We start from the raw sequence: 17,333 nt of genomic DNA, 5'->3' as shown, positions 1-17,333 counted from the left end.
CCCGACCCATTGAAGCCATGATGTCCAACCAATCCCGTTCCACGACGCCGAACGACCCCTGGCAGGTCGGCGATGTCACGCTGCACAGCCGCTTCCTGCTCGGCACCGCCGCTTATCCATCGCCGCAGGTGCTGCACGATGCGATCGTCGCGGCCGGCACCGAGGTCGTCACGGTCGGCCTGAAACGCACGTTGGCAGCGGCCGGCGACAACGGTTTCATCGCGATGATCGGCGCGGTGCTGCGCGAACGCGGCGCGCGGCTGCTGCCGAATACCGCCGGCTGCCGCAGCGCCCGCGAGGCGGTGCAGCTGGCGCGGATGGCGCGCGAGCTGTACGACACGCCGTGGATCAAGCTCGAGGTCGTCGGCGACGAACATACGCTGCAACCCGATCCGTTCGAACTGCTGGCCGCGGCGAACGAACTGGTGCGCGACGGCTTTGTCGTCTTTCCGTATTGCACCGACGACCTGGTGTTGTGCCGTCGCCTGCTCGATGCCGGCTGCCCACTGCTGATGCCGTGGGGTGCGCCGATCGGTTCCGGCCAGGGTCTGCTGAATCCGTTTGCGCTGCGCACGCTGCGCGAGCGGCTGCCCGATGCGACGCTGATCATCGATGCCGGCATCGGCGCGCCGTCGCATGCCGCGCAGGCGCTGGAGCTCGGCTTCGATGCGGTGCTGCTCAATTCGGCGGTCGCGCATGCGCGCGATCCGGTCGCGATGGCGCGCGCCTTTTCGCTGGCGATCGAAGGTGGCCGCGCGGCTTGGCGCGCCGGTGTGATGGCGGCGCAGGATTTTGCGGTGGCCAGCACGCCGGTCGGCGGCGAGCCGGTGCTGCTCGGCGAGGCACCGTCGGCGGGGTTCGCATGATGGCCGCGCCACCCATCGTCTGGAGCATCGCCGGCACCGACAGCGGCGGCGGCGCTGGCCTGAGCGCCGACCAGCGCGCCGCCGATGCCTGCAGCGTTCACCTGTGTCCGGTCGTCGCCGCGGTGACCGCGCAGCATTCGCTGGCGGTGAGGCGGGTCGAGGCGATGCCGGTCGACCTGATCGACGCGCAGCTGTCGGCGCTCGCCGAGGACATGCCGCCGCGTGTCGTGAAAACCGGCCTGCTCGGCGGCGCCGAACAGGTGCGCCTGGTCGCGCGCTGGATCGACCGTCTGCGCCAGGATGGGGACGTGGCGCTGGTCGTCGATCCGGTGCTCGGCGCAAGCAGCGGCGGCTCGTTTGCCGATGCAGCGACGCTGCAGGCCTACCGAGATGAACTGCTGCCACGGGCCAGTGTTCTGACGCCGAACCGTCGCGAGGCGCGGGCATTGCTCGGCCACCACGGCCGCGACGACGATGCGGCCGAATTGCCGCTGCTCGCGGCTGCGCTGCGCGAAGCCGGCGCAGCTGCCGTCTGCATCACCGGCGGCGACAGCGCCGACCGCGATGGTGATGTGCTCGACTGGCTGGCGAGTGAACACGCCAGCGGCTGGCTCGCCTCGCCGCGGATCGCGACCGCGCACCAACACGGAACCGGTTGCACATTTGCCACCAGCCTCGCGGCGGCGCTGGCGCGCGGCTTCGTCGCGGCCGATGCCGCGGTGATCGCGAAGATGGCAACCGGCGGCGCCTTGCGCGCCGCCTGTGCCGCCGGCAGCGGCCCAGGGCCGGTCCGTGCGGAGCCAGCGTTCATCACCGAGCCTTCGCTGCTGCCGCGCCTGTCATGGGGCGAAGAACCGCGCTTCGAGGCCGTGGCGCAAGCGGCCGCGCGGCCGCTCGGCCTGTATGCGATCGTCGACAGCAGCGAACGGCTGCAGCAGGTGCTGGCGGCCGGCGTGCGCACGGTGCAGCTGCGCATCAAGACGCCGCCGGACGTCGACGCCGCGTGGACGACGGGTTTGCGCAGTTCGCTGCAACAGGCCATCACCGCCTGCCGCGAAGCCGGCGCCGAACTGTTCATCAACGACCACTGGCAGCTGGCGCGCGAACTTGGTGCCGGCGCGGTGCACCTCGGCCAGGAGGATCTGCTTGCGCTCGGCGAAGCAGGCCGGGCCGAGCTGGCGGCCAGCGGGCTGGCGCTCGGCATCAGCACGCACAGCCTGTGGGAGCTGTGCCGCGCGCGTTCGCTGGCGCCGCGCTATATCGCCTGCGGGCCGGTCTGGCCGACGCTGACGAAGGCGATGCCGTGGCGGCCGCAGGGGCTCGTCAATCTGCGCTGGTGGCAACGAATGGCCGGCGCGCCGGTGGTGGCGATCGGCGGCATCCTGTCGCCGGAACGCGTGCAGGCGGCGGCGGAAGTGGGTGTCGACGGTGTCTGTGTGGTGCGGGCGATCGATGGTGACGCAAAGGTGAAGGTCGCGCTGTTGCAGCAGGCGATGCAACAGGGAGAAGCAGCTGCCGTTGCCGTTTCGCCCGGCTGGCCCCAATCCTCGTTGTGCGGGCAGGCCGGCCCCGCTGGCTGACCGCGGCGCCTGCGGCCCGCAGCGCCGGCAAGGCCTGGGCGATGTCCTACGCCAATGCCGGCGCGGCGGCGCTACGCTGGCCGGATGACGAAAAACAAGCAGCATCGGCTCGGCACCGAGCCGACGTGGCAGTCGCTGGTGATCGTCTGCCGGGCCTGCGCGAAGCGCAGCAAGGGCCCGAAGGGTTTTACTGCGAAATCCTTCGCCGGCGAAGCGCGGCGGACATCGAAGGACGTCAGACCGAGGCCGCGCATCATCCTGTCGACCTGCCTCGGGCTGTGCCCGAAAAAGGCGCAGGCGGTAGCGGTTGTCGGTGCGGGGGGCGGGCTCCGCATCGCCGCGATGCAAAGCCTCGATGACGCCGCGAATGTGCCGGACATGCTCCGTCATGCCGCGGCGCCAGCCGGTCCGGCGCCGGACGAGCGCGGCGCCGGCCAGATCGCCCGGCCCTGAGTCGCGTCCGCGGGCCGTCAGCCGACCACCGGCACGATGCGCCGCTGCGGCTGCACATCGCGCGCCTTCGGCAACTCGATGCGCAATACGCCGCGGCGGTATGTCGCATTGGCGTCGTCGACGACGATCGATTTCGGCAGCGGCACGCTGCGCTGGAAGCGGCCATAGGCGCACTGCAGCGTGCGCCAGCGGCCATTGCTCTGCTCGCGCTCGAAGCGCTTCTCGCCGCGGACGATCAGCCGCTGGTCGCGCACCTCGATGTCGAAGTCGCTGCGCTCCATGCCTGGTACCTCGAGCCGGACGATCAGTCGGTCGTCGTCCTCGAACACGTCGCCACCCATCAAGGCCCAGCGCGGGCCGGGCAACCAGTTCGAATCATCGATCTCGGTGTGCGCCGGCGGATTCGAACGCTCCGACGGCTTGAAGCGCGTCAGCGCACCGGCCGTCGATTGACGCAAGCGTTCCCAGCCTTCGGCCAGCGACTCGCGGACCGAGTCAAAACCTTCCTTGATCGCTTGTTGCATCTTCATGGCATCTCCTTTCATTCAGCACGCTCGACACGACACGCGCTGCGCCATGCCGAGACGCTTCGTTGCTGTTGAAGATGGGGGCGGGAGCGGCGGCGTCAAGTCAGCGACGGTTCCGGCTAGACTCGATCGGCGCAGCAGAGCCGGCCGCGGGCCGGTTGCGCAACGACACACGATGACCACCAAAGCTTGCCGGCCTGCTTCGACGGCCGAGATCGCGGCGCTCGCCGGCGCCGCGCTGCCGGCCGATGCGCCGGCCGCAGCAGACCCGCAGCGCATCACGCTGCTGATTCATGGCGGCGCCGGAACGATCACCCGGCAGACGATCACGCCGCGGATCGAGCGGCAGTACCGCGACGGGCTCGAAACCGCATTGCGCGCCGGCCATGCGGTGCTGGCCGGCGGCGGCTCGGCGCTCGATGCGGTGGTCGCTGCGGTCGTCGCGCTCGAGGACGACCCGCTGTTCAATGCCGGCAAGGGCGCGGTATTTACTGCGGACGGCCGCAACGAACTCGACGCATCGGTGATGGACGGGCGCAGCGGCATGGCCGGGGCGGTCGCCGGCGTCACGACAGTCCGCAACCCGGTGATCGCGGCACGCGCGGTGATGGAAAAAACCGCGCATGTGATGCTGATTGGTGCCGGTGCCGAGCGCTTTGCCGCCGACCAGCAACTGGCGATCGTCGAACCGTCTTATTTCTTCACCCAGCACCGCTGGGACCAGCTGCAGAAGGCGAAGGCGGGCGGGCAGGTCGTGCTCGATCACGACGGCAAGCCGCGGGCCGATGGCGCGCCGAGCGCAGCAGCATCGGGACGCAGCGCGCCGGCGCATGTCGACGACAAATTCGGCACGGTCGGCGCGGTCGCGCTCGACCAGCACGGCAACCTTGCCGCGGCGACATCGACCGGCGGCGTGACGAACAAGCTGTATGGGCGGGTCGGCGATTCACCACTGATCGGCGCCGGCACCTATGCAGACAATGCGACCGCCGCGGTGTCGTGTACCGGCAGCGGCGAATTTTTCATCCGCGGCCTGGTGGCCCACGATGTCGCGGCGAGGATGCGTTATTGCGGGATTTCAGTCGGCGAGGCGGCGCGCCAGACGGTTGCCGATGCGCTCGACGCGCGCAACGGCCAGGGCGGCCTGATTGCGTTATCGGCAGACGGTGAAATCAGTTTTGCCTTCAATACCGAAGGCATGTACCGCGGCGTGATACGCGCCGATGGCAAGGCGCAGACACATATCTATTCCGACTGAGCCGCCGGGGGCGCTCAGTGCGTGGACCGCGGCGCTCAAGCAAACCTTGCCGCAACGGGCCGATCAGCGGTCGTCACATCGCCGGTGATCACGACGCGCGGCAGATTCAGCACCACGTCGCCGCGTTGGTTCGCATGACGGGGCGACACGATGTCTGCGGTAAATGCGATCAGGCTGCCCAGCAGCATCAGGAAAGTCAACGCAAGCATGAAGGTCCGATCAATCATGACGGGCTCCTTTCGGGCCGCACCGCATGGTCGGAGCGGCTCGAACCCACTCTAGGCTTCATTGCGCGGCAACGCCAGCACAATGCGACAAGACGTTACTGGTCTGTCATGTTTACGTTGACCTCTCGCCGGGCGCTGCTCGGCGCCGTCGCGGCGCTTGTGTTCGGTCGTGCAACGGCAGCGGAACGGCCGATCGATGCCGAACTGCGGCTGGCTGCGCAACGCAACGACCTTGCCGGCTTCCGCGCGCTGCTCGAGCGAGGTGCGGACGTCAATGCCCGCGATGCGCAGCAGAATTCGGCATTCCTGCTTGCCGCCCGCAATGGGCATGCTGAACTGGTGCGTGCGGCAATTGCCGCCGGTGCCGACCTGAAGGCGCTGAACCGCTTCGGCAGCACCGCATTGATGGGCCCGGCATACCGGGGGCATGTCGAGACGGTCCGCGTGCTGCTCGCAACCGTGATCGACGTGCACCATGTGAACCAGCTCGGCTGGACCGCGCTGCAGGAAGCGATCGCCCTCGGTGAGGATGGCCCTGCGCACCGCGAAATCGTCAGGCTGCTGGTCGACGCCGGCAGCGATGTGAACCGGCCCGATCGCGATGGCACCAGGCCGCTGCAGCATGCCGAGCGGCGCGGCCAGCCAGAGGTCGCGCGCATCCTGCGCGCTGCCGGCGCGCGTTGACGCGGGTGGTCAGAGGCTGGCGCGCGTTTCGGTGCTGCGGCGCGAAGTCCGCCGCCGCGCGGCGGCGAGACTGGCTTTCAGATTGTCTTCGAGCGTGCGGTTCAGACGCGCCTGCAGCAGCGACAGCACCGCCGCCTCCTCGGGCGACAGCTGCGGCAGGTCGTCGCGCAGTTCGGCTCGCACCTCGTCGCGCATCTCGAGCAACAGTTCGCCATCGGCATACGCCGACAGGATCTCGGGATGGACATAGCATTTGCGGCAGATCGTCGGCGTATTGCCGAGCCGCGCGGCGACGCGTTCGATCGCATCGCGCAGGTTCTTCTTCGCTGCCGCTTCGCTGTCGAAACGCTCGAACTCCTGCAGTGCGAGTGCGGCCATCACGGTGCCGGCCCAGGTGCGGAAATCCTTTGCGGTGATGTCGCTGCCGGTGATCTCGCGCAGATAGTCGTTGACCTCTGCCGAGCCGACATCGCGGACTTCGCCGTCTTCATCGAGATACTGGAACAGTTCCTGGCCGGGCAGCTCCTGGCATGCGCGGACGATCTTCGCGACGCGCCGGTTGCCGATCCGCAGTTTCCAGAGTTTGCCGCTCTTGCCCTTGAACTGGAAGCGCAGTTCGGAGCCGTCGACCTTGACGTGCGAATGGCGCAGCGTCGTCAGGCCATAACTGCGGTTGCTGCGCGCGTAGTCGTCGTTGCCGACGCGGATCAGCGTCGTCTCCAGCAGATGGACGATCGTCGCGAGCACCTTCTCGCGCGGCAGGCCGCGCCTGGCCATGTCCTTCGCGACGCGTGCGCGCAGCGCCGGCAACGAGCGCGCAAATTCGAGCATGTGTTCGTATTTCGTGCTTTCACGGACTTCGCGGAAACGTTCGTGGTAACGGTATTGCTTGCGCCCGCGGGCATCGCGACCGGTCGCCTGCAGGTGGCCGTTGGCATGCGGGCAGATCCACACCTCGGTCCACGCCGGCGGGATCGCCAGCTTGCGGATGCGCGCAAGCGTCGCATCGTCGTCGACCGGCTGCCCGTTGGCACGCCGGTAGCTGAAGCCGCTGCCGCTGCGTCGCCGCGAGATTCCCGGGCGTTCGTCGCTGACATACCGCAAGCCGGCCGCTTCCGCGGCGTCGACCGAGTCGGTCACGCCGTCGTTGGCGGCGCTGGGTGAGCTGTCGACAGATTCCTTGTCCATCCGCTGTCTCCGTCGGTCAACGCTGGTCGCGTTCGTAGGGCGTACCGATCGGCACGCCGGTCGGCGGCAGGACGTCGGCGGACGGCGGCGCGATGATCGGGCGGCCTAGCGGCGCCGGTACCGGCCGCTCGACAGGCTGGCCAACCGGTTGACCGATCGACCTTCCGACCGGCACGGCCGACGGCCGATCGACCACCGCCACCGGTTGCGGCGGGCGCTCGACCGGTTGCGTCCACACCGGCGGCGCCGGCACTTCGATCGGTCGCGGGACGGGCAGCGGCGTCGGCGGCGGCGGCGTCACCCGTTCGACCGGCTGCGCAACGACGCGCGGCGTTGCCGGTTCGACCGGAATCGGCACCGGTGGCGCGACGACCGGCTCGATCACCACCTGCGGGGCAGCAACAGGTGCCGGACGCGGCCGGATCGGCGGTGGCGGCTCGGGCATCGCCGCAACCGCAACCGATGGCGACGGCTCGTCGAAGCGGAACCGCTCCGACCGTACCGGCAGGCTCGGCGGGCCATCAGAGCTGCCGTCGGCGGAAGCGACGCTGTCCCATGTCAGCCCTTCCTGCTCGACCGGATCCTGGGTCCAGATCACCGGCGGCGCCGGCCGCTGCACGGTCGGAAAACGCGCCTCCATGTCGATCAGCTTGTCCTTCGCGCCTTCGCGCAGGAAATCGCCGACCAGCAGCAAGGCACTGTGCCCGCCCTGCCCCCAGCGGTTGCTGCGCATCGTCACGCGCTGGTCGTTGAAGCCGACCCAGGCGCCGACGACGAGTTCGGGCTGCAGCGACAGAAACCAGCCGTCCGAGTTGCGCTGCGTCGTGCCGGTCTTGCCGGCGATGTCGGCCTGCAGGCCGAAGCGGCTGCGCAGCTGCGTGCCGGTGCCGCTTTCGACCGCTTCACGCAGGATATCGACCAGCAGCGCCGCCTGGTCGGGCTCGAGCACCCGCCGCGGCGAACTGCCGAAGCTCGCGAGCATGCGGCCTTCGCTGTCGTCGATTCGTTCGATCAGCACCGGGTCGCGGCGGATGCCGAGCGACGCGAAACTGCCATAGGCACCGGCCATTTCCAGCAGCGTGACCGGGCTGGTGCCGAGCGCGAGCGACAGCACCGGATCGAGCGGAGACTGCTCGACGCCGAGCTGCTTCGCAAAACGCGCGACCGCCTGCGGGCCGACCTGCTGCATCACCTGTGCGGTGATCGTATTGCGCGAGCGCGACAGGCCGGTGCGCATCAGCATCGGCTGGCCGCTCGAGCCGCCGACGTCGCCGGGCCGCCAGGCCTGGCCGTCTGCGGTCATCAACGTCACCGGCGCGTCGACAAAGATGCGGTACTGCGGAATGCCGGCGGCCAGTGCGGCGCCGTAGACGAAGGGCTTGAAGGTCGAGCCGGGCTGGCGCCGCGCCTGCGCGACGTGGTCGAAGCGGTCGTGTTGCCAGTCGCGGCTGCCGACCCAGGTGAGCACGCGGCCGCTGCGTGGATCGAGCGCGATGAAGCCGGCCTCGAGCCGCGTCTTCGCGGCGAGCAGCTTCGGCAACTCGGGATCGCGCTCGGCGGCGCGCAGCGCAGCGGAATCGTCGGCACCGCCTTCGCGCGCCTCGCGGTAGGCTGCCGTCTGGCGCGCCACTTCGGCGCGCAAGGCCGGATTGGTCTGCCAGAAGTAGGCAAATTCGCGCACTTTTGTGCCTTTGGCCGGCGGGCCGGCGCGCAACGTGGCATTCGACCATTCGCTGGCCGCCACCGACTGCAGCAGTTCGCCCTGTCGTTCGACGGCCTGTTCGGCCAGTTTCTGCAGCCGGCTGTCGAGGCCGACATGGATCGTCAGCCCGTCGCGTTTCGGATCGAGGCCGCGCGCCGCGGCCCAATCCACCACCTGTTTCTTCACCAGCCGCACGAAATGCGGCGCCAGCGGCGGCGAGGTGTCGTGGCGCGAAAGGCGCACATCGAGTGGCCGCGCACGCGCTTCGTCGTGGCTGGCCTGGTCGAGAAACCCTTCGCGCGCCATCAGCCGCAGCACGAGGTTGCGTCGCTCACGGGCGCGTTCCGGCTGCCGGCCCGGATCGTAATAGTTCGGCCCCTTCAGCATCGCGACCAGCAGCGCCGCCTCGTGCGGCTCGATTTCCGACGCCGGCTTCGAGAAATAGGTGCGTGCGGCCATCTCGACACCGACCACGTCGTACAGATACGGCACCTGGTTCAGGTACATCGTCAGGATCTGCTCCTTGCTGTACGCGCGCTCGATCTTCATTGCGACGACGATCTCGCGCAGCTTGCGCAGCACCGTCCGGTCGTTGCCGACACGCTCCGGGAACAGGTTGCGGGCGAGCTGCTGGGTCAGCGTCGATGCGCCCTGCACATCACCCTGCAGTGAATAACCGACTGCGGCGACCATCCGCCGCAGATCGACGGCGCCGTGTTCGTGGAAGCGGCGATCCTCGGTTGCGAGCAAGGCGTGGACGATGGCCGGCGAGACCTTGTCGAGCGCCACCGGCCGGTGCTGGTTGGCGCCGATCGAATCGAGAACCACACCGTCGGACGAGACGATGCGGCTCGGTTTGGCGGTGACCCGGGTTTCGACCGCGCGCACGTCGGGCGTCTCGAACCACAGCCAGGTGCCGAGCGCAGCGGTGCCGGTCAGCATCACCAGGCCGACGGTGGCAAATGCGCGACCGATCCACGGGTCGCGTTGGCGCTTTCCGGCAGGCGGTTGCGGGTTCGACGGCGGCGGAAAATCGGTTGCTGGCACGGCTGACAAGAGGGGTTTGAATCGTCAGTCAATCCTCGATCGATGTTCGCCGCTTGTCGCTCGGGCGACGGCGCGACCGTCGGTCAGCCGAGGACTACACGGCACTCGACCGGCCGGTGAGCCGACTCGACCGGCTTGATGGAGATCAAGCCCGATCCCGGGCCGCTGTCGACAATGGTGTGTGAGACCAGAACCTGTTTCCGAAGGCCGCGACCGCCGCCCGCAAGTCCGCGCCGTGTCGCCGGCGCGCCCGCTGCACTGGTTGCGCCTGGGTTGGGCCGATCTGATGCGCTGCCCGCTGCCGGGCCTGCTGCATGGACTGGCTGCCGTCGTCTTCGGCGGCGCCCTGCTGCTGCTCGCCGGCGACAGCTTCTGGCTGTTGGCCGGCGCATTCAGCGGCTTTCTGATCGTCGCGCCGCTGGTCGCCACCGGCCTCTATGCGATCAGCCGCAGCCTGGAGCTCGGCCAGCGGCCGGATCTGGCGACGGCATTTGCCGCCTGGCGCCCGCGCGATTCGCGGCTGGTGATCTTCGGTCTGCTGCTGGCGCTGGCCGGCACCGGCTGGGTGCTGACCTCGGCGGCGCTGATCACGACATTCGCCGGCTCGGTGGTCAACAGCCCGGCCGACTTCCTGCGCGTCGTCGTGCTGGCCGACGACGATCGCCATCTGTTCGAGGCCTGGCTGGTGCTCGGCGCGATCCTTGCCGCGCCGATCTTCGTCTCCAGCGTGGTCGCGATCCCGTTGCTGCTCGATCGTGGCGACAGCGTGCTCGACGCGGTGGCAACCAGTGTTGCCGCAACGCTGGCAAGCCCGGTCGCACTGGCACTGTGGGCGACGCTGATCCTTGCATTGACGATGCTCGGCATGGCCAGCCTGATGCTCGGCCTGATCGTGCTGCTGCCGTGGCTGGCGCACGCCAGCTGGCATGCCTACCGCGACCTCGTCGGCCCCGACGACGGCGCGAGGGCCGCCTGATGTTCGGCTACAACGAGGAGCAGATCGCCCAGTTCGGGCTGACCTTCGGTGTCGGCGCCTTCATGCTGTACATGGTCTTCATCATCGTGCAGCTCGCGCGCGAATCAAAGGCCGGCCGCTTCGGCACCTTCGTGCTGCTGCTGGTGCTGGGCTTCGGATTGCTCGGCTTTGCCGCGAAGGGGCTGATCAAATATTTCTTGCGGTGATCGCCATTGGGGGCATGCGAAGAAATCGCGGCGCGCTTTGTGGGAGGGGCTTCAGCCCCGATTGGCGCCGGTGGCATGCAAAGAAATCGGGGCTAAAGCCCCTCCCACAGCAATGCCACCGATCGAGCCGCTCCTGCAGACATGCAAGCTTTCGCGCCGATGCGCGGCCGGCGCTCAAGGCAAATGCAGCTGCGTCGAATTCTTCACCTCCTCCATCACCGCATAGGTGCGCGTCTCGCGAACGCCGGGCAGTTGCCACAACACGGTGCCGGCGAAGCGGCGGTAATCCTCCATGTCGGCGCTGCGAGTCTTCAGCAGGTAGTCGAAGCCGCCGGCGACCATGTGGCATTCGAGGATGGCCGGCTGCAGCTGCACCGCGACCTTGAATTCCTCGAACACGTTCGGTGTCGTGCGGTCGAGCATCACCTCGACGAACACCAGCATGCCGGCGCCGAGCTGCTGCGGGTTCAGCCGCGCCTCGTAGCCGAGGATGTAGGCGTCGCGGGTCAGCCGTTGCACCCGCGCCAGCACCGCGGTCGCCGACAGGCCGATGCTTTCGGCCAGCTTCAGGTTGGTGATCCGGCCGTCCTGCTGCAGCGCTTTCAGGATGCGCAGGTCGATGCGGTCGAGATCGGTCAGGCGTTCAGCGGCTGATAGTGATTTGTTCGGCATGGCGACGAAAATTCGAACAAACATTTGTCCAGCAACTTGGCATTATTGAGCAACTCACTAGATCGAGGCCATCAATGTCCAACTCCAGCAACCCGACGTTCGCCGATTCGACCGCCAGCAATGCCTCGCCGCTGCGTGCGCAGATCACCGCCGCCTATCGCCGGCCGGAACCGGAGGCAATGCCGCCGCTGCTTGATGCGGCGCGGATGGAGCCGGCAACAGCGAAGGCGGCGAACGAGCTGGCCAAGCAGATCGCGACCCGCTTGCGCAACCGCAGGAAATCGGGCGGCCGGGCCGGGCTTGTGCAGGGCCTGCTGCAGGAATATGCCTTGTCGTCGCAGGAAGGCGTCGCGCTGATGTGCCTGGCCGAGGCGCTGCTGCGCATCCCGGATTCAGCAACACGCGACGCGCTGATCCGCGACAAGATCGCCAACGGCCAGTGGCAGGCGCATGCCGGGCGCAGCTCGTCGGTCTTCGTCAATGCCGCGACCTGGGGCCTGCTGCTGACCGGCAAGCTGGTCGCCACCCACAGCGAGGCCGGCCTGTCGCGCACGCTGACGCGGCTGATCGGCAAGGGCGGCGAACCGCTGATCCGCAAGGGCGTCGACATGGCGATGCGCATGATGGGCGAGCAGTTCGTCACCGGCGAGACGATTGGCGAGGCGCTGGCCAACTCCCGCGAGCTCGAGGCCGAGGGCTTCCGTTATTCGTATGACATGCTCGGCGAAGCGGCGCTGACCGAACACGATGCGCAGCGTTATCGCAAGTCGTACGAGGCGGCGATCCATGCGATCGGCAAGGCCTCGGCCGGCCGCGGCGTGATCGACGGCCCCGGCATCTCGATCAAGTTGTCGGCGCTGCACCCGCGTTATTTCCGCGCCCAGCGCGACCGCGTGATGACCGAGCTGTACCCGGTGCTGCTCGAGCTGACGCTGCTGGCCCGCCAATACGACATCGGCCTGAATATCGACGCCGAGGAGGCCGATAGGCTCGAACTGTCGCTCGACCTGCTCGAGCGCCTTTGCCACGAGCCGGGCCTCGCCGGCTGGCACGGCATCGGCTTCGTGATCCAGGCCTATCAGAAGCGCTGCCCATATGTCATCGATTTCGTGATCGACCTGGCACGGCGCAGCGGCCACCGCCTGATGGTGCGGCTGGTCAAGGGGGCGTATTGGGACAGCGAAATCAAGCGCGCGCAGGTCGATGGCCTGGACGGCTACCCGGTCTTCACGCGCAAGGCCTATACCGATGTCTCCTACCTCGCCTGCGCTCGCAAGCTGCTCGAGGCGCCGGACGCCGTCTATCCGCAATTCGCAACCCACAACGCGCATTCGCTGGCCGCGATCTATCAAATGGCCGACCCGGCGCGCTGGCAGCCGGGGCAATACGAATTCCAGTGCCTGCACGGCATGGGTGAGCCGCTGTACGAACAGGTGGTCGGCCCCGTCGAGGACGGCAAGCTCGGCCGGCCGTGCCGGATTTATGCGCCGGTCGGCACGCACGAGACGCTGCTCGCCTACCTGGTGCGCCGGCTGCTGGAAAACGGCGCCAACACCTCGTTCGTCAACCGCATCGCCGACCGCACGATCTCGATCGACGAACTGGTACGCGACCCGATTGACACCGTCACGCAGCTGGCGCGCCGCGAAGGCAAGGCCGGCCTGCCGCATCCGTCGATCCCTCTGCCGGTGAAGCTGTACGGCAAGTCACGCGCCAATTCGGCCGGCATCGACCTGGCGAACGAACAACGCCTGGCCGAGTTGGATCGGCAGCTCGCCGAAGACGCAACACGGCAATGGCAGGCCGGGCCGCTGCTCGCGGCTGGCGGCGAAACGGCCGACGACGACAGCAGCTGGCAGCCGGCACTGAACCCGTCGGATCCGGCCGACCAGGTTGGCCGCGTGCGCGAGGCGCGCGCCGACGAAGTCGAATCGGCACTCGCCGCCGCCGAGGGTTTTGCCGCCGAGTGGGCAGCCACCAGCCCGGCCAGCCGCGCGAAGGCGCTCGATGCCGCGGCAGCGGAACTCGAGGCTGCTCAACCGCGGCTGATCGGCCTGCTGATGCGCGAGGCCGGCAAGACGGCGGCCAATGCGATCGCCGAGGTGCGCGAGGCGGTCGACTTCCTGCGTTTTTATGCGCAGCAGGCGCGCAGCGAACTGACGCCAGACAACCACCAGCCGCTCGGCCCGGTGGTCTGCATCAGCCCGTGGAATTTTCCGCTGGCGATCTTCACCGGCCAGGTGGCCGCTGCGCTGGCTGCCGGCAATACCGTGCTCGCAAAGCCGGCCGAACAGACGCCGCTGGTCGCCGCCGAGGCGGTGCGTGTGCTGCACGCCGCCGGTGTGCCGCGCGCCGCGCTGCAACTGCTGCCCGGCCGTGGAGAAACCGTTGGCGCGCAGCTGGTCGGCGACGCGCGGACGATGGGCGTGATGTTCACCGGCTCGACCGAGGTGGCCCGTATCCTGCAACGCAGCGTCGCCGGCCGCGTCGACAAGGCCGGCCGGGCGATCACGTTGATCGCCGAGACCGGCGGGCAGAACGCGATGATCGTCGACTCGTCCGCGCTGGTCGAGCAGGTGGTGCAGGACATCCTCGCATCGGCATTCGACAGCGCCGGCCAACGCTGCTCGGCGCTGCGCGTGTTGTGCCTGCAGCGCGAGGCAGCCGACCGCGTGATCGAGATGCTGCGCGGCGCGATGGCCGAGCTGCGGATGGGCAATCCGGGCAGGCTCTCGACGGACGTCGGCCCGGTGATCGACGCCGAGGCCAAGGCCAATATCGTCAATCACATCGAGGCGATGCGGCAGAAGGGCCGCCGCGTTCTGCAGCTGTGCCACGACAAATCGGCTGCCGCCGATGGCGGCTATTTCGTGGCGCCGACACTGATCGAGCTCAACAGCATCGCCGAGCTGCAGCGTGAAGTGTTCGGCCCGGTGTTGCACGTCGTGCGTTACGAGCGCGACGAACTCGAAGCGCTGATCGACCGCATCAATGCGACCGGCTACGGCCTGACGCTCGGCGTGCACACCCGCATCGACGAGACGATAGGCCGCGTCTGCGCGATGGGCCATTGCGGCAACATCTACGTCAACCGCAACATGGTCGGCGCGGTGGTCGGCGTGCAGCCGTTCGGCGGCGAAGGCCTTTCGGGCACCGGCCCGAAGGCCGGCGGTCCGCTCTACCTGTACCGCCTGCTTTCGCGCCGGCCCGACGAGGCGGTGGCCGAGGTGATGACGACCAGCGACGAAGCCGACGATGCTGCGCCTTCCGCGAAGCCGGGCATGGCCAAGGCTGGCGGCGCGAGCACGATCAGCCCGACGCTGCGCGCGCTGCAGCAATGGGCCAGCCGCAACGGCCGCGATACGCTGGCCGAAACCTGCAAACGATTCGCCAAGGCCTCGCGTGTTGGCGTGATGCGCTCGCTGCCGGGGCCGACTGGCGAGCACAACCTGTATACGCTGCTGCCGCGCAATGCGGTGTTGTGCCTGACCGAAGCCGATCTGCAGGCCAGCGAATCACCGGGTGCCGATGCCGACGACCAGGCCGACGATCGCCTGGTCCAGCTCGCTGCGGTGCTGGCGGTCGGCAGCCGCGCGGTCTGGCCGGCTGCCGCCGAAAACCTGGCTGAACAGTTGCCGCTGGCGGTGCAGGAGGTGGTTGCGATCGCGCAGGACTGGACGTTTGCCAATGTCGAATTCGATGCCGCGCTGCTGCACGGCAGCGAGGCCGCGCTGCGCAGCGCCTGTCAGCGCCTGGCCGAGCGCGAAGGGCCGATCGTGACGTTGCAGCGGCTGGCCCCGGGCGATGCCGACATCGCACTCGAGCGGCTGCTGATCGAACGCTCGCTGAGCGTCAATACCGCAGCGGCCGGTGGCAATGCGAGTTTGATGGCGGTGGGTTGAGGGGCGAGCCGGCTGCAGCGTCAGCCTGCGATCCGCGCCATCGCATCGGCGATCGGCCCGGCCGCCTGCGGCCGCACCAGTCGATCGACCTCGTGGCCGTCCTTCAGGAATACCAGCGTCGGCCAAAGCTTCACGCCATACGATCGGCCGAGCGGCCGGCCGCGGCCATCCTCGACCTTCAGGTGGCGGATCTCCGGGTGCTGCTCGAACGCGTCGGCAATCGCCGCCTGCGCACCCTGGCACCAGCCGCACCATTCGGTGCCGAATTCGAGCACGGTCGGGCCCGGCAGCGCATCGACGTCGGCACGGGACGGTGCATCGGCGGAATAGCGGGCGGTCAACGGCATCGCGGCTCCTGGTTGCATTGACGCGAGTATCTCCCGTCACTGCAAGCCGGGGTGTCGGACCAGGGCGCATCGTCGCGTCCTGTCGTGGCTGACGACCGGCGGGAGAGCGGGCGCTGGCTGGGCGGTTTGGCCCGCTGCCACTGCGCCGCAGCGCGGTGGCGGAGAAAGGCTGCTGCGGGCTTGGCAAAGCCCGGCGCCAGTCATATCGTGCGCCCATGACACGCGATGCCGACCCTGCACCCAAAGCGCTGCCGATCAAGCTCGACAGCACCTCCAACGGCGAATTTGCACCGGTGCCGCTGCCGGCTGCCGCGCGCCACGCGCGCGCGCTGGCACTCGATGCGATCAGCGGTTCGGCGCGCCAGCTGGCGATGCCGCGGCGGCGCTACCTGCAATCGATGCTCGGTGCCGCGGCGACCTTGTCCGCCTTCAACCAGGCGTTTGCCGCTGCGGGCCAACGCGGCGGCCACTACGAACTGGCGGCAGAAGCCCGCTTCGAGCACGCTGCCGCGAAAGAGGCGATTGGCGGCGCCGACGACGAATTCATCTTCGATGTGCAGCTGCACCATGTGAACCCGCGCGGCGCATGGCGCGCGAAGGCAAGCCCGAATGCCTTCCGCGGCATGCCGAATTCGAATTGCGGCAAGGCCGACCACATCGAGTGTTTTTCGGCCGATGCGCTGCTGAAGGATGTGTTCCATGACAGCGACACCGCAATGGGCGTGTTGTCGCATGTGCCCGGCGGCGCCGATACCAACCCGCTCGACTTCGAGGCCGCCGGCGCGACGCGACTCGCCGCCAATGCGCTCGACGGCAGCGAGCGGCTGCTGCTGCACGGCCGCTGCATGCCGACGCTGCCCGGCGAACTCGATGGCATGGATGCGCAGGTCGAAGGCGCGCGCGGCCGCATCTCGGCGTTCAAGACCTACACCCAGTTCGGGCCGAGGGATGGGGCGGAGGGGTTTTTCCTCGACGACGAGCGCTTCGGCGCGCCGTTCATCGAACGCGCGCGCAAGCTCGGTGTGCACAACATCGCGGTGCACAAGGGCCTCGCATTCGGCCAGCGCGGCTACCAATATTCGTCGAGCCGCGACCTCGGCCCGGCCGCGAAGCGCCACCCCGATATCAACTTCCTCGTCTACCACTCCGGCTTCGACACCTCGCGCAACGAAGGCCCCTACGACCAGAAGGCCGACTATGGCGTCGATGCGCTCATCCGCTCGGTGCGCGAGGCGGGCAACCCGGCCAATGTCTATGCCGAACTCGGCAGTACCTGGCGATTCCTGATGCGCGACCCCGACCAGGCCGCACACCTGCTCGGCAAGCTGTTGCTGGACTTCGGCGAAGACCGCATCCTGTGGGGAACCGACTCGATCTGGTACGGCAGCCCGCAAGACCAGATCCAGGCCTTCCGCGCATTCCAGATCAGCAGCGAATTCCAGCAGCGCTTCGGCTACCCGGCTTTGACGCCGGCGATCAAGCGCAAGATCTTCGGCCTGAATGCCACGAAGGTGTATGGGCTGGACACGATCCAGCTGCGCCGCAAGCTGGGCAAGGACCGGGTGCAAAAGAGCCGGCTCGACTATCTGAACGATCCGAACCCGAGCTTCGAGACTTACGGCCCGCGCACGCGGCGCGAGTTTTTTGCGTTTCGGGCGGTAAGTGGAGATGGGCCGTAATCCGACCCGGCTACCGTCG

15 protein-coding genes are annotated in these 17,333 nt (G+C 68.4%); 9 read left to right on the top strand and 6 right to left on the bottom strand.

All coding sequences use genetic code 11. The features are described 5' to 3' along the window. The first annotated feature begins 20 nt into the window (after positions 1–20). From ACNH6H_RS11065 to ACNH6H_RS11055, 3 genes are all read left to right on the top strand, one after another. Complete coding sequence (locus ACNH6H_RS11065) at positions 21–866, top strand: thiazole synthase (protein WP_418317636.1); 846 nt, start codon at positions 21–23, stop codon at positions 864–866. Further along, positions 866–2,446: a bifunctional hydroxymethylpyrimidine kinase/phosphomethylpyrimidine kinase gene (gene thiD, locus ACNH6H_RS11060; RefSeq protein ID WP_418317634.1), complete on the top strand. Its 1,581-nt coding sequence runs from the start codon at positions 866–868 to the stop codon at positions 2,444–2,446. Before ACNH6H_RS11065 ends, thiD begins: the two co-directional genes overlap by 1 nt. Positions 2,447–2,530: 84 nt before the next feature. Next, positions 2,531–2,899 carry a hypothetical protein gene (locus tag ACNH6H_RS11055; protein WP_418317632.1) on the top strand — a complete coding sequence of 123 codons (369 nt, stop codon included), beginning with the start codon at positions 2,531–2,533 and terminating at the stop codon, positions 2,897–2,899. 17 nt (positions 2,900–2,916) lie between these two features. Here ACNH6H_RS11055 and ACNH6H_RS11050 read toward each other — a convergent pair whose 3' ends face one another. Beyond that, complete coding sequence (locus tag ACNH6H_RS11050; RefSeq protein WP_418317630.1) at positions 2,917–3,429, bottom strand: Hsp20/alpha crystallin family protein; 513 nt, start codon at positions 3,427–3,429, stop codon at positions 2,917–2,919. Positions 3,430–3,601: 172 nt separating this feature from the next. On the opposite strand from ACNH6H_RS11050, the gene ACNH6H_RS11045 reads away from it, so the two are divergent. Beyond that, positions 3,602–4,684, top strand: a complete 1,083-nt coding sequence (locus tag ACNH6H_RS11045; RefSeq protein WP_418317628.1) for an isoaspartyl peptidase/L-asparaginase family protein — start codon at positions 3,602–3,604, stop codon at positions 4,682–4,684. A 35-nt stretch (positions 4,685–4,719) separates the two neighbouring features. Here ACNH6H_RS11045 and ACNH6H_RS11040 read toward each other — a convergent pair whose 3' ends face one another. After that, positions 4,720–4,911: a hypothetical protein gene (locus ACNH6H_RS11040; RefSeq protein WP_418317626.1), complete on the bottom strand. Its 192-nt coding sequence runs from the start codon at positions 4,909–4,911 to the stop codon at positions 4,720–4,722. Positions 4,912–5,019: 108 nt separating this feature from the next. Here ACNH6H_RS11040 and ACNH6H_RS11035 point away from each other — a divergent pair, with 108 nt between their 5' ends. Continuing rightward, positions 5,020–5,595, top strand: a complete 576-nt coding sequence (locus ACNH6H_RS11035) for an ankyrin repeat domain-containing protein (RefSeq protein WP_418317624.1) — start codon at positions 5,020–5,022, stop codon at positions 5,593–5,595. A 9-nt stretch (positions 5,596–5,604) separates the two neighbouring features. On the opposite strand, the gene ACNH6H_RS11030 is transcribed toward ACNH6H_RS11035, so the two are convergent. Continuing rightward, positions 5,605–6,783, bottom strand: a complete 1,179-nt coding sequence (locus ACNH6H_RS11030) for a DNA topoisomerase IB (RefSeq protein ID WP_418317623.1) — start codon at positions 6,781–6,783, stop codon at positions 5,605–5,607. Between the two features lie 16 nt (positions 6,784–6,799). Beyond that, complete coding sequence (locus tag ACNH6H_RS11025) at positions 6,800–9,532, bottom strand: penicillin-binding protein 1A (RefSeq protein WP_418317621.1); 2,733 nt, start codon at positions 9,530–9,532, stop codon at positions 6,800–6,802. A 235-nt stretch (positions 9,533–9,767) separates the two neighbouring features. On the opposite strand from ACNH6H_RS11025, the gene ACNH6H_RS11020 reads away from it, so the two are divergent. Together ACNH6H_RS11020 and ACNH6H_RS11015 are read left to right on the top strand one after the other, a co-directional pair. After that, positions 9,768–10,508: a DUF2189 domain-containing protein gene (locus ACNH6H_RS11020; protein ID WP_418317619.1), complete on the top strand. Its 741-nt coding sequence runs from the start codon at positions 9,768–9,770 to the stop codon at positions 10,506–10,508. Then, positions 10,508–10,714, top strand: coding sequence for a DUF2788 domain-containing protein (locus ACNH6H_RS11015; RefSeq protein WP_418317617.1), 207 nt, complete (start codon positions 10,508–10,510; stop codon positions 10,712–10,714). Before ACNH6H_RS11020 ends, ACNH6H_RS11015 begins: the two co-directional genes overlap by 1 nt. A 174-nt stretch (positions 10,715–10,888) precedes the next feature. On the opposite strand, the gene ACNH6H_RS11010 is transcribed toward ACNH6H_RS11015, so the two are convergent. Beyond that, entirely contained in the window at positions 10,889–11,386 is a 498-nt protein-coding gene (locus ACNH6H_RS11010; protein ID WP_418317615.1) for an Lrp/AsnC ligand binding domain-containing protein, read from the bottom strand. A 74-nt stretch (positions 11,387–11,460) separates the two neighbouring features. Between ACNH6H_RS11010 and putA the strand changes: the two genes are divergently transcribed. Continuing rightward, positions 11,461–15,288, top strand: a complete 3,828-nt coding sequence (gene putA / locus ACNH6H_RS11005) for a trifunctional transcriptional regulator/proline dehydrogenase/L-glutamate gamma-semialdehyde dehydrogenase (protein ID WP_418317614.1) — start codon at positions 11,461–11,463, stop codon at positions 15,286–15,288. Positions 15,289–15,308: 20 nt separating this feature from the next. On the opposite strand, the gene ACNH6H_RS11000 is transcribed toward putA, so the two are convergent. Beyond that, a complete protein-coding gene (locus tag ACNH6H_RS11000; protein WP_418317613.1) occupies positions 15,309–15,635 on the bottom strand; it encodes a thioredoxin family protein in 327 nt (108 codons plus the stop codon). A 215-nt stretch (positions 15,636–15,850) separates the two neighbouring features. On the opposite strand from ACNH6H_RS11000, the gene ACNH6H_RS10995 reads away from it, so the two are divergent. Continuing rightward, positions 15,851–17,314, top strand: coding sequence for an amidohydrolase family protein (locus ACNH6H_RS10995; RefSeq protein ID WP_418317611.1), 1,464 nt, complete (start codon positions 15,851–15,853; stop codon positions 17,312–17,314). Positions 17,315–17,333: the final 19 nt, after the last annotated feature.

Origin of the sequence: Pseudideonella sakaiensis, from assembly GCF_048320135.1 — a bacterium.
GTDB classification, from domain to species: Bacteria; Pseudomonadota; Gammaproteobacteria; order Burkholderiales; family Burkholderiaceae_C; genus Ideonella_A; species Ideonella_A sakaiensis_A.
Note: the sequence above shows the minus strand (reverse complement) of the source record. Positions and strands in the feature narration are given on the sequence as shown.

Bases quoted from the DNA above. Each gene is read 5' to 3' on its own strand.
- ACNH6H_RS11065 (WP_418317636.1), top strand. From the start codon at position 21: ATGTCCAACCAATCCCGTTCCACGACGCCGAACGACCCCTGGCAGGTC.
- thiD (WP_418317634.1), top strand. From the start codon at position 866: ATGGCCGCGCCACCCATCGTCTGGAGCATCGCCGGCACCGACAGCGGC.
- ACNH6H_RS11055 (WP_418317632.1), top strand. From the start codon at position 2,531: ATGACGAAAAACAAGCAGCATCGGCTCGGCACCGAGCCGACGTGGCAG.
- ACNH6H_RS11050 (WP_418317630.1), bottom strand. From the start codon at position 3,429: ATGAAGATGCAACAAGCGATCAAGGAAGGTTTTGACTCGGTCCGCGAG.
- ACNH6H_RS11045 (WP_418317628.1), top strand. From the start codon at position 3,602: ATGACCACCAAAGCTTGCCGGCCTGCTTCGACGGCCGAGATCGCGGCG.
- ACNH6H_RS11040 (WP_418317626.1), bottom strand. From the start codon at position 4,911: ATGATTGATCGGACCTTCATGCTTGCGTTGACTTTCCTGATGCTGCTG.
- ACNH6H_RS11035 (WP_418317624.1), top strand. From the start codon at position 5,020: ATGTTTACGTTGACCTCTCGCCGGGCGCTGCTCGGCGCCGTCGCGGCG.
- ACNH6H_RS11030 (WP_418317623.1), bottom strand. From the start codon at position 6,783: ATGGACAAGGAATCTGTCGACAGCTCACCCAGCGCCGCCAACGACGGC.
- ACNH6H_RS11015 (WP_418317617.1), top strand. From the start codon at position 10,508: ATGTTCGGCTACAACGAGGAGCAGATCGCCCAGTTCGGGCTGACCTTC.
- ACNH6H_RS11010 (WP_418317615.1), bottom strand. From the start codon at position 11,386: ATGCCGAACAAATCACTATCAGCCGCTGAACGCCTGACCGATCTCGAC.
- putA (WP_418317614.1), top strand. From the start codon at position 11,461: ATGTCCAACTCCAGCAACCCGACGTTCGCCGATTCGACCGCCAGCAAT.
- ACNH6H_RS11000 (WP_418317613.1), bottom strand. From the start codon at position 15,635: ATGCCGTTGACCGCCCGCTATTCCGCCGATGCACCGTCCCGTGCCGAC.
- ACNH6H_RS10995 (WP_418317611.1), top strand. From the start codon at position 15,851: ATGACACGCGATGCCGACCCTGCACCCAAAGCGCTGCCGATCAAGCTC.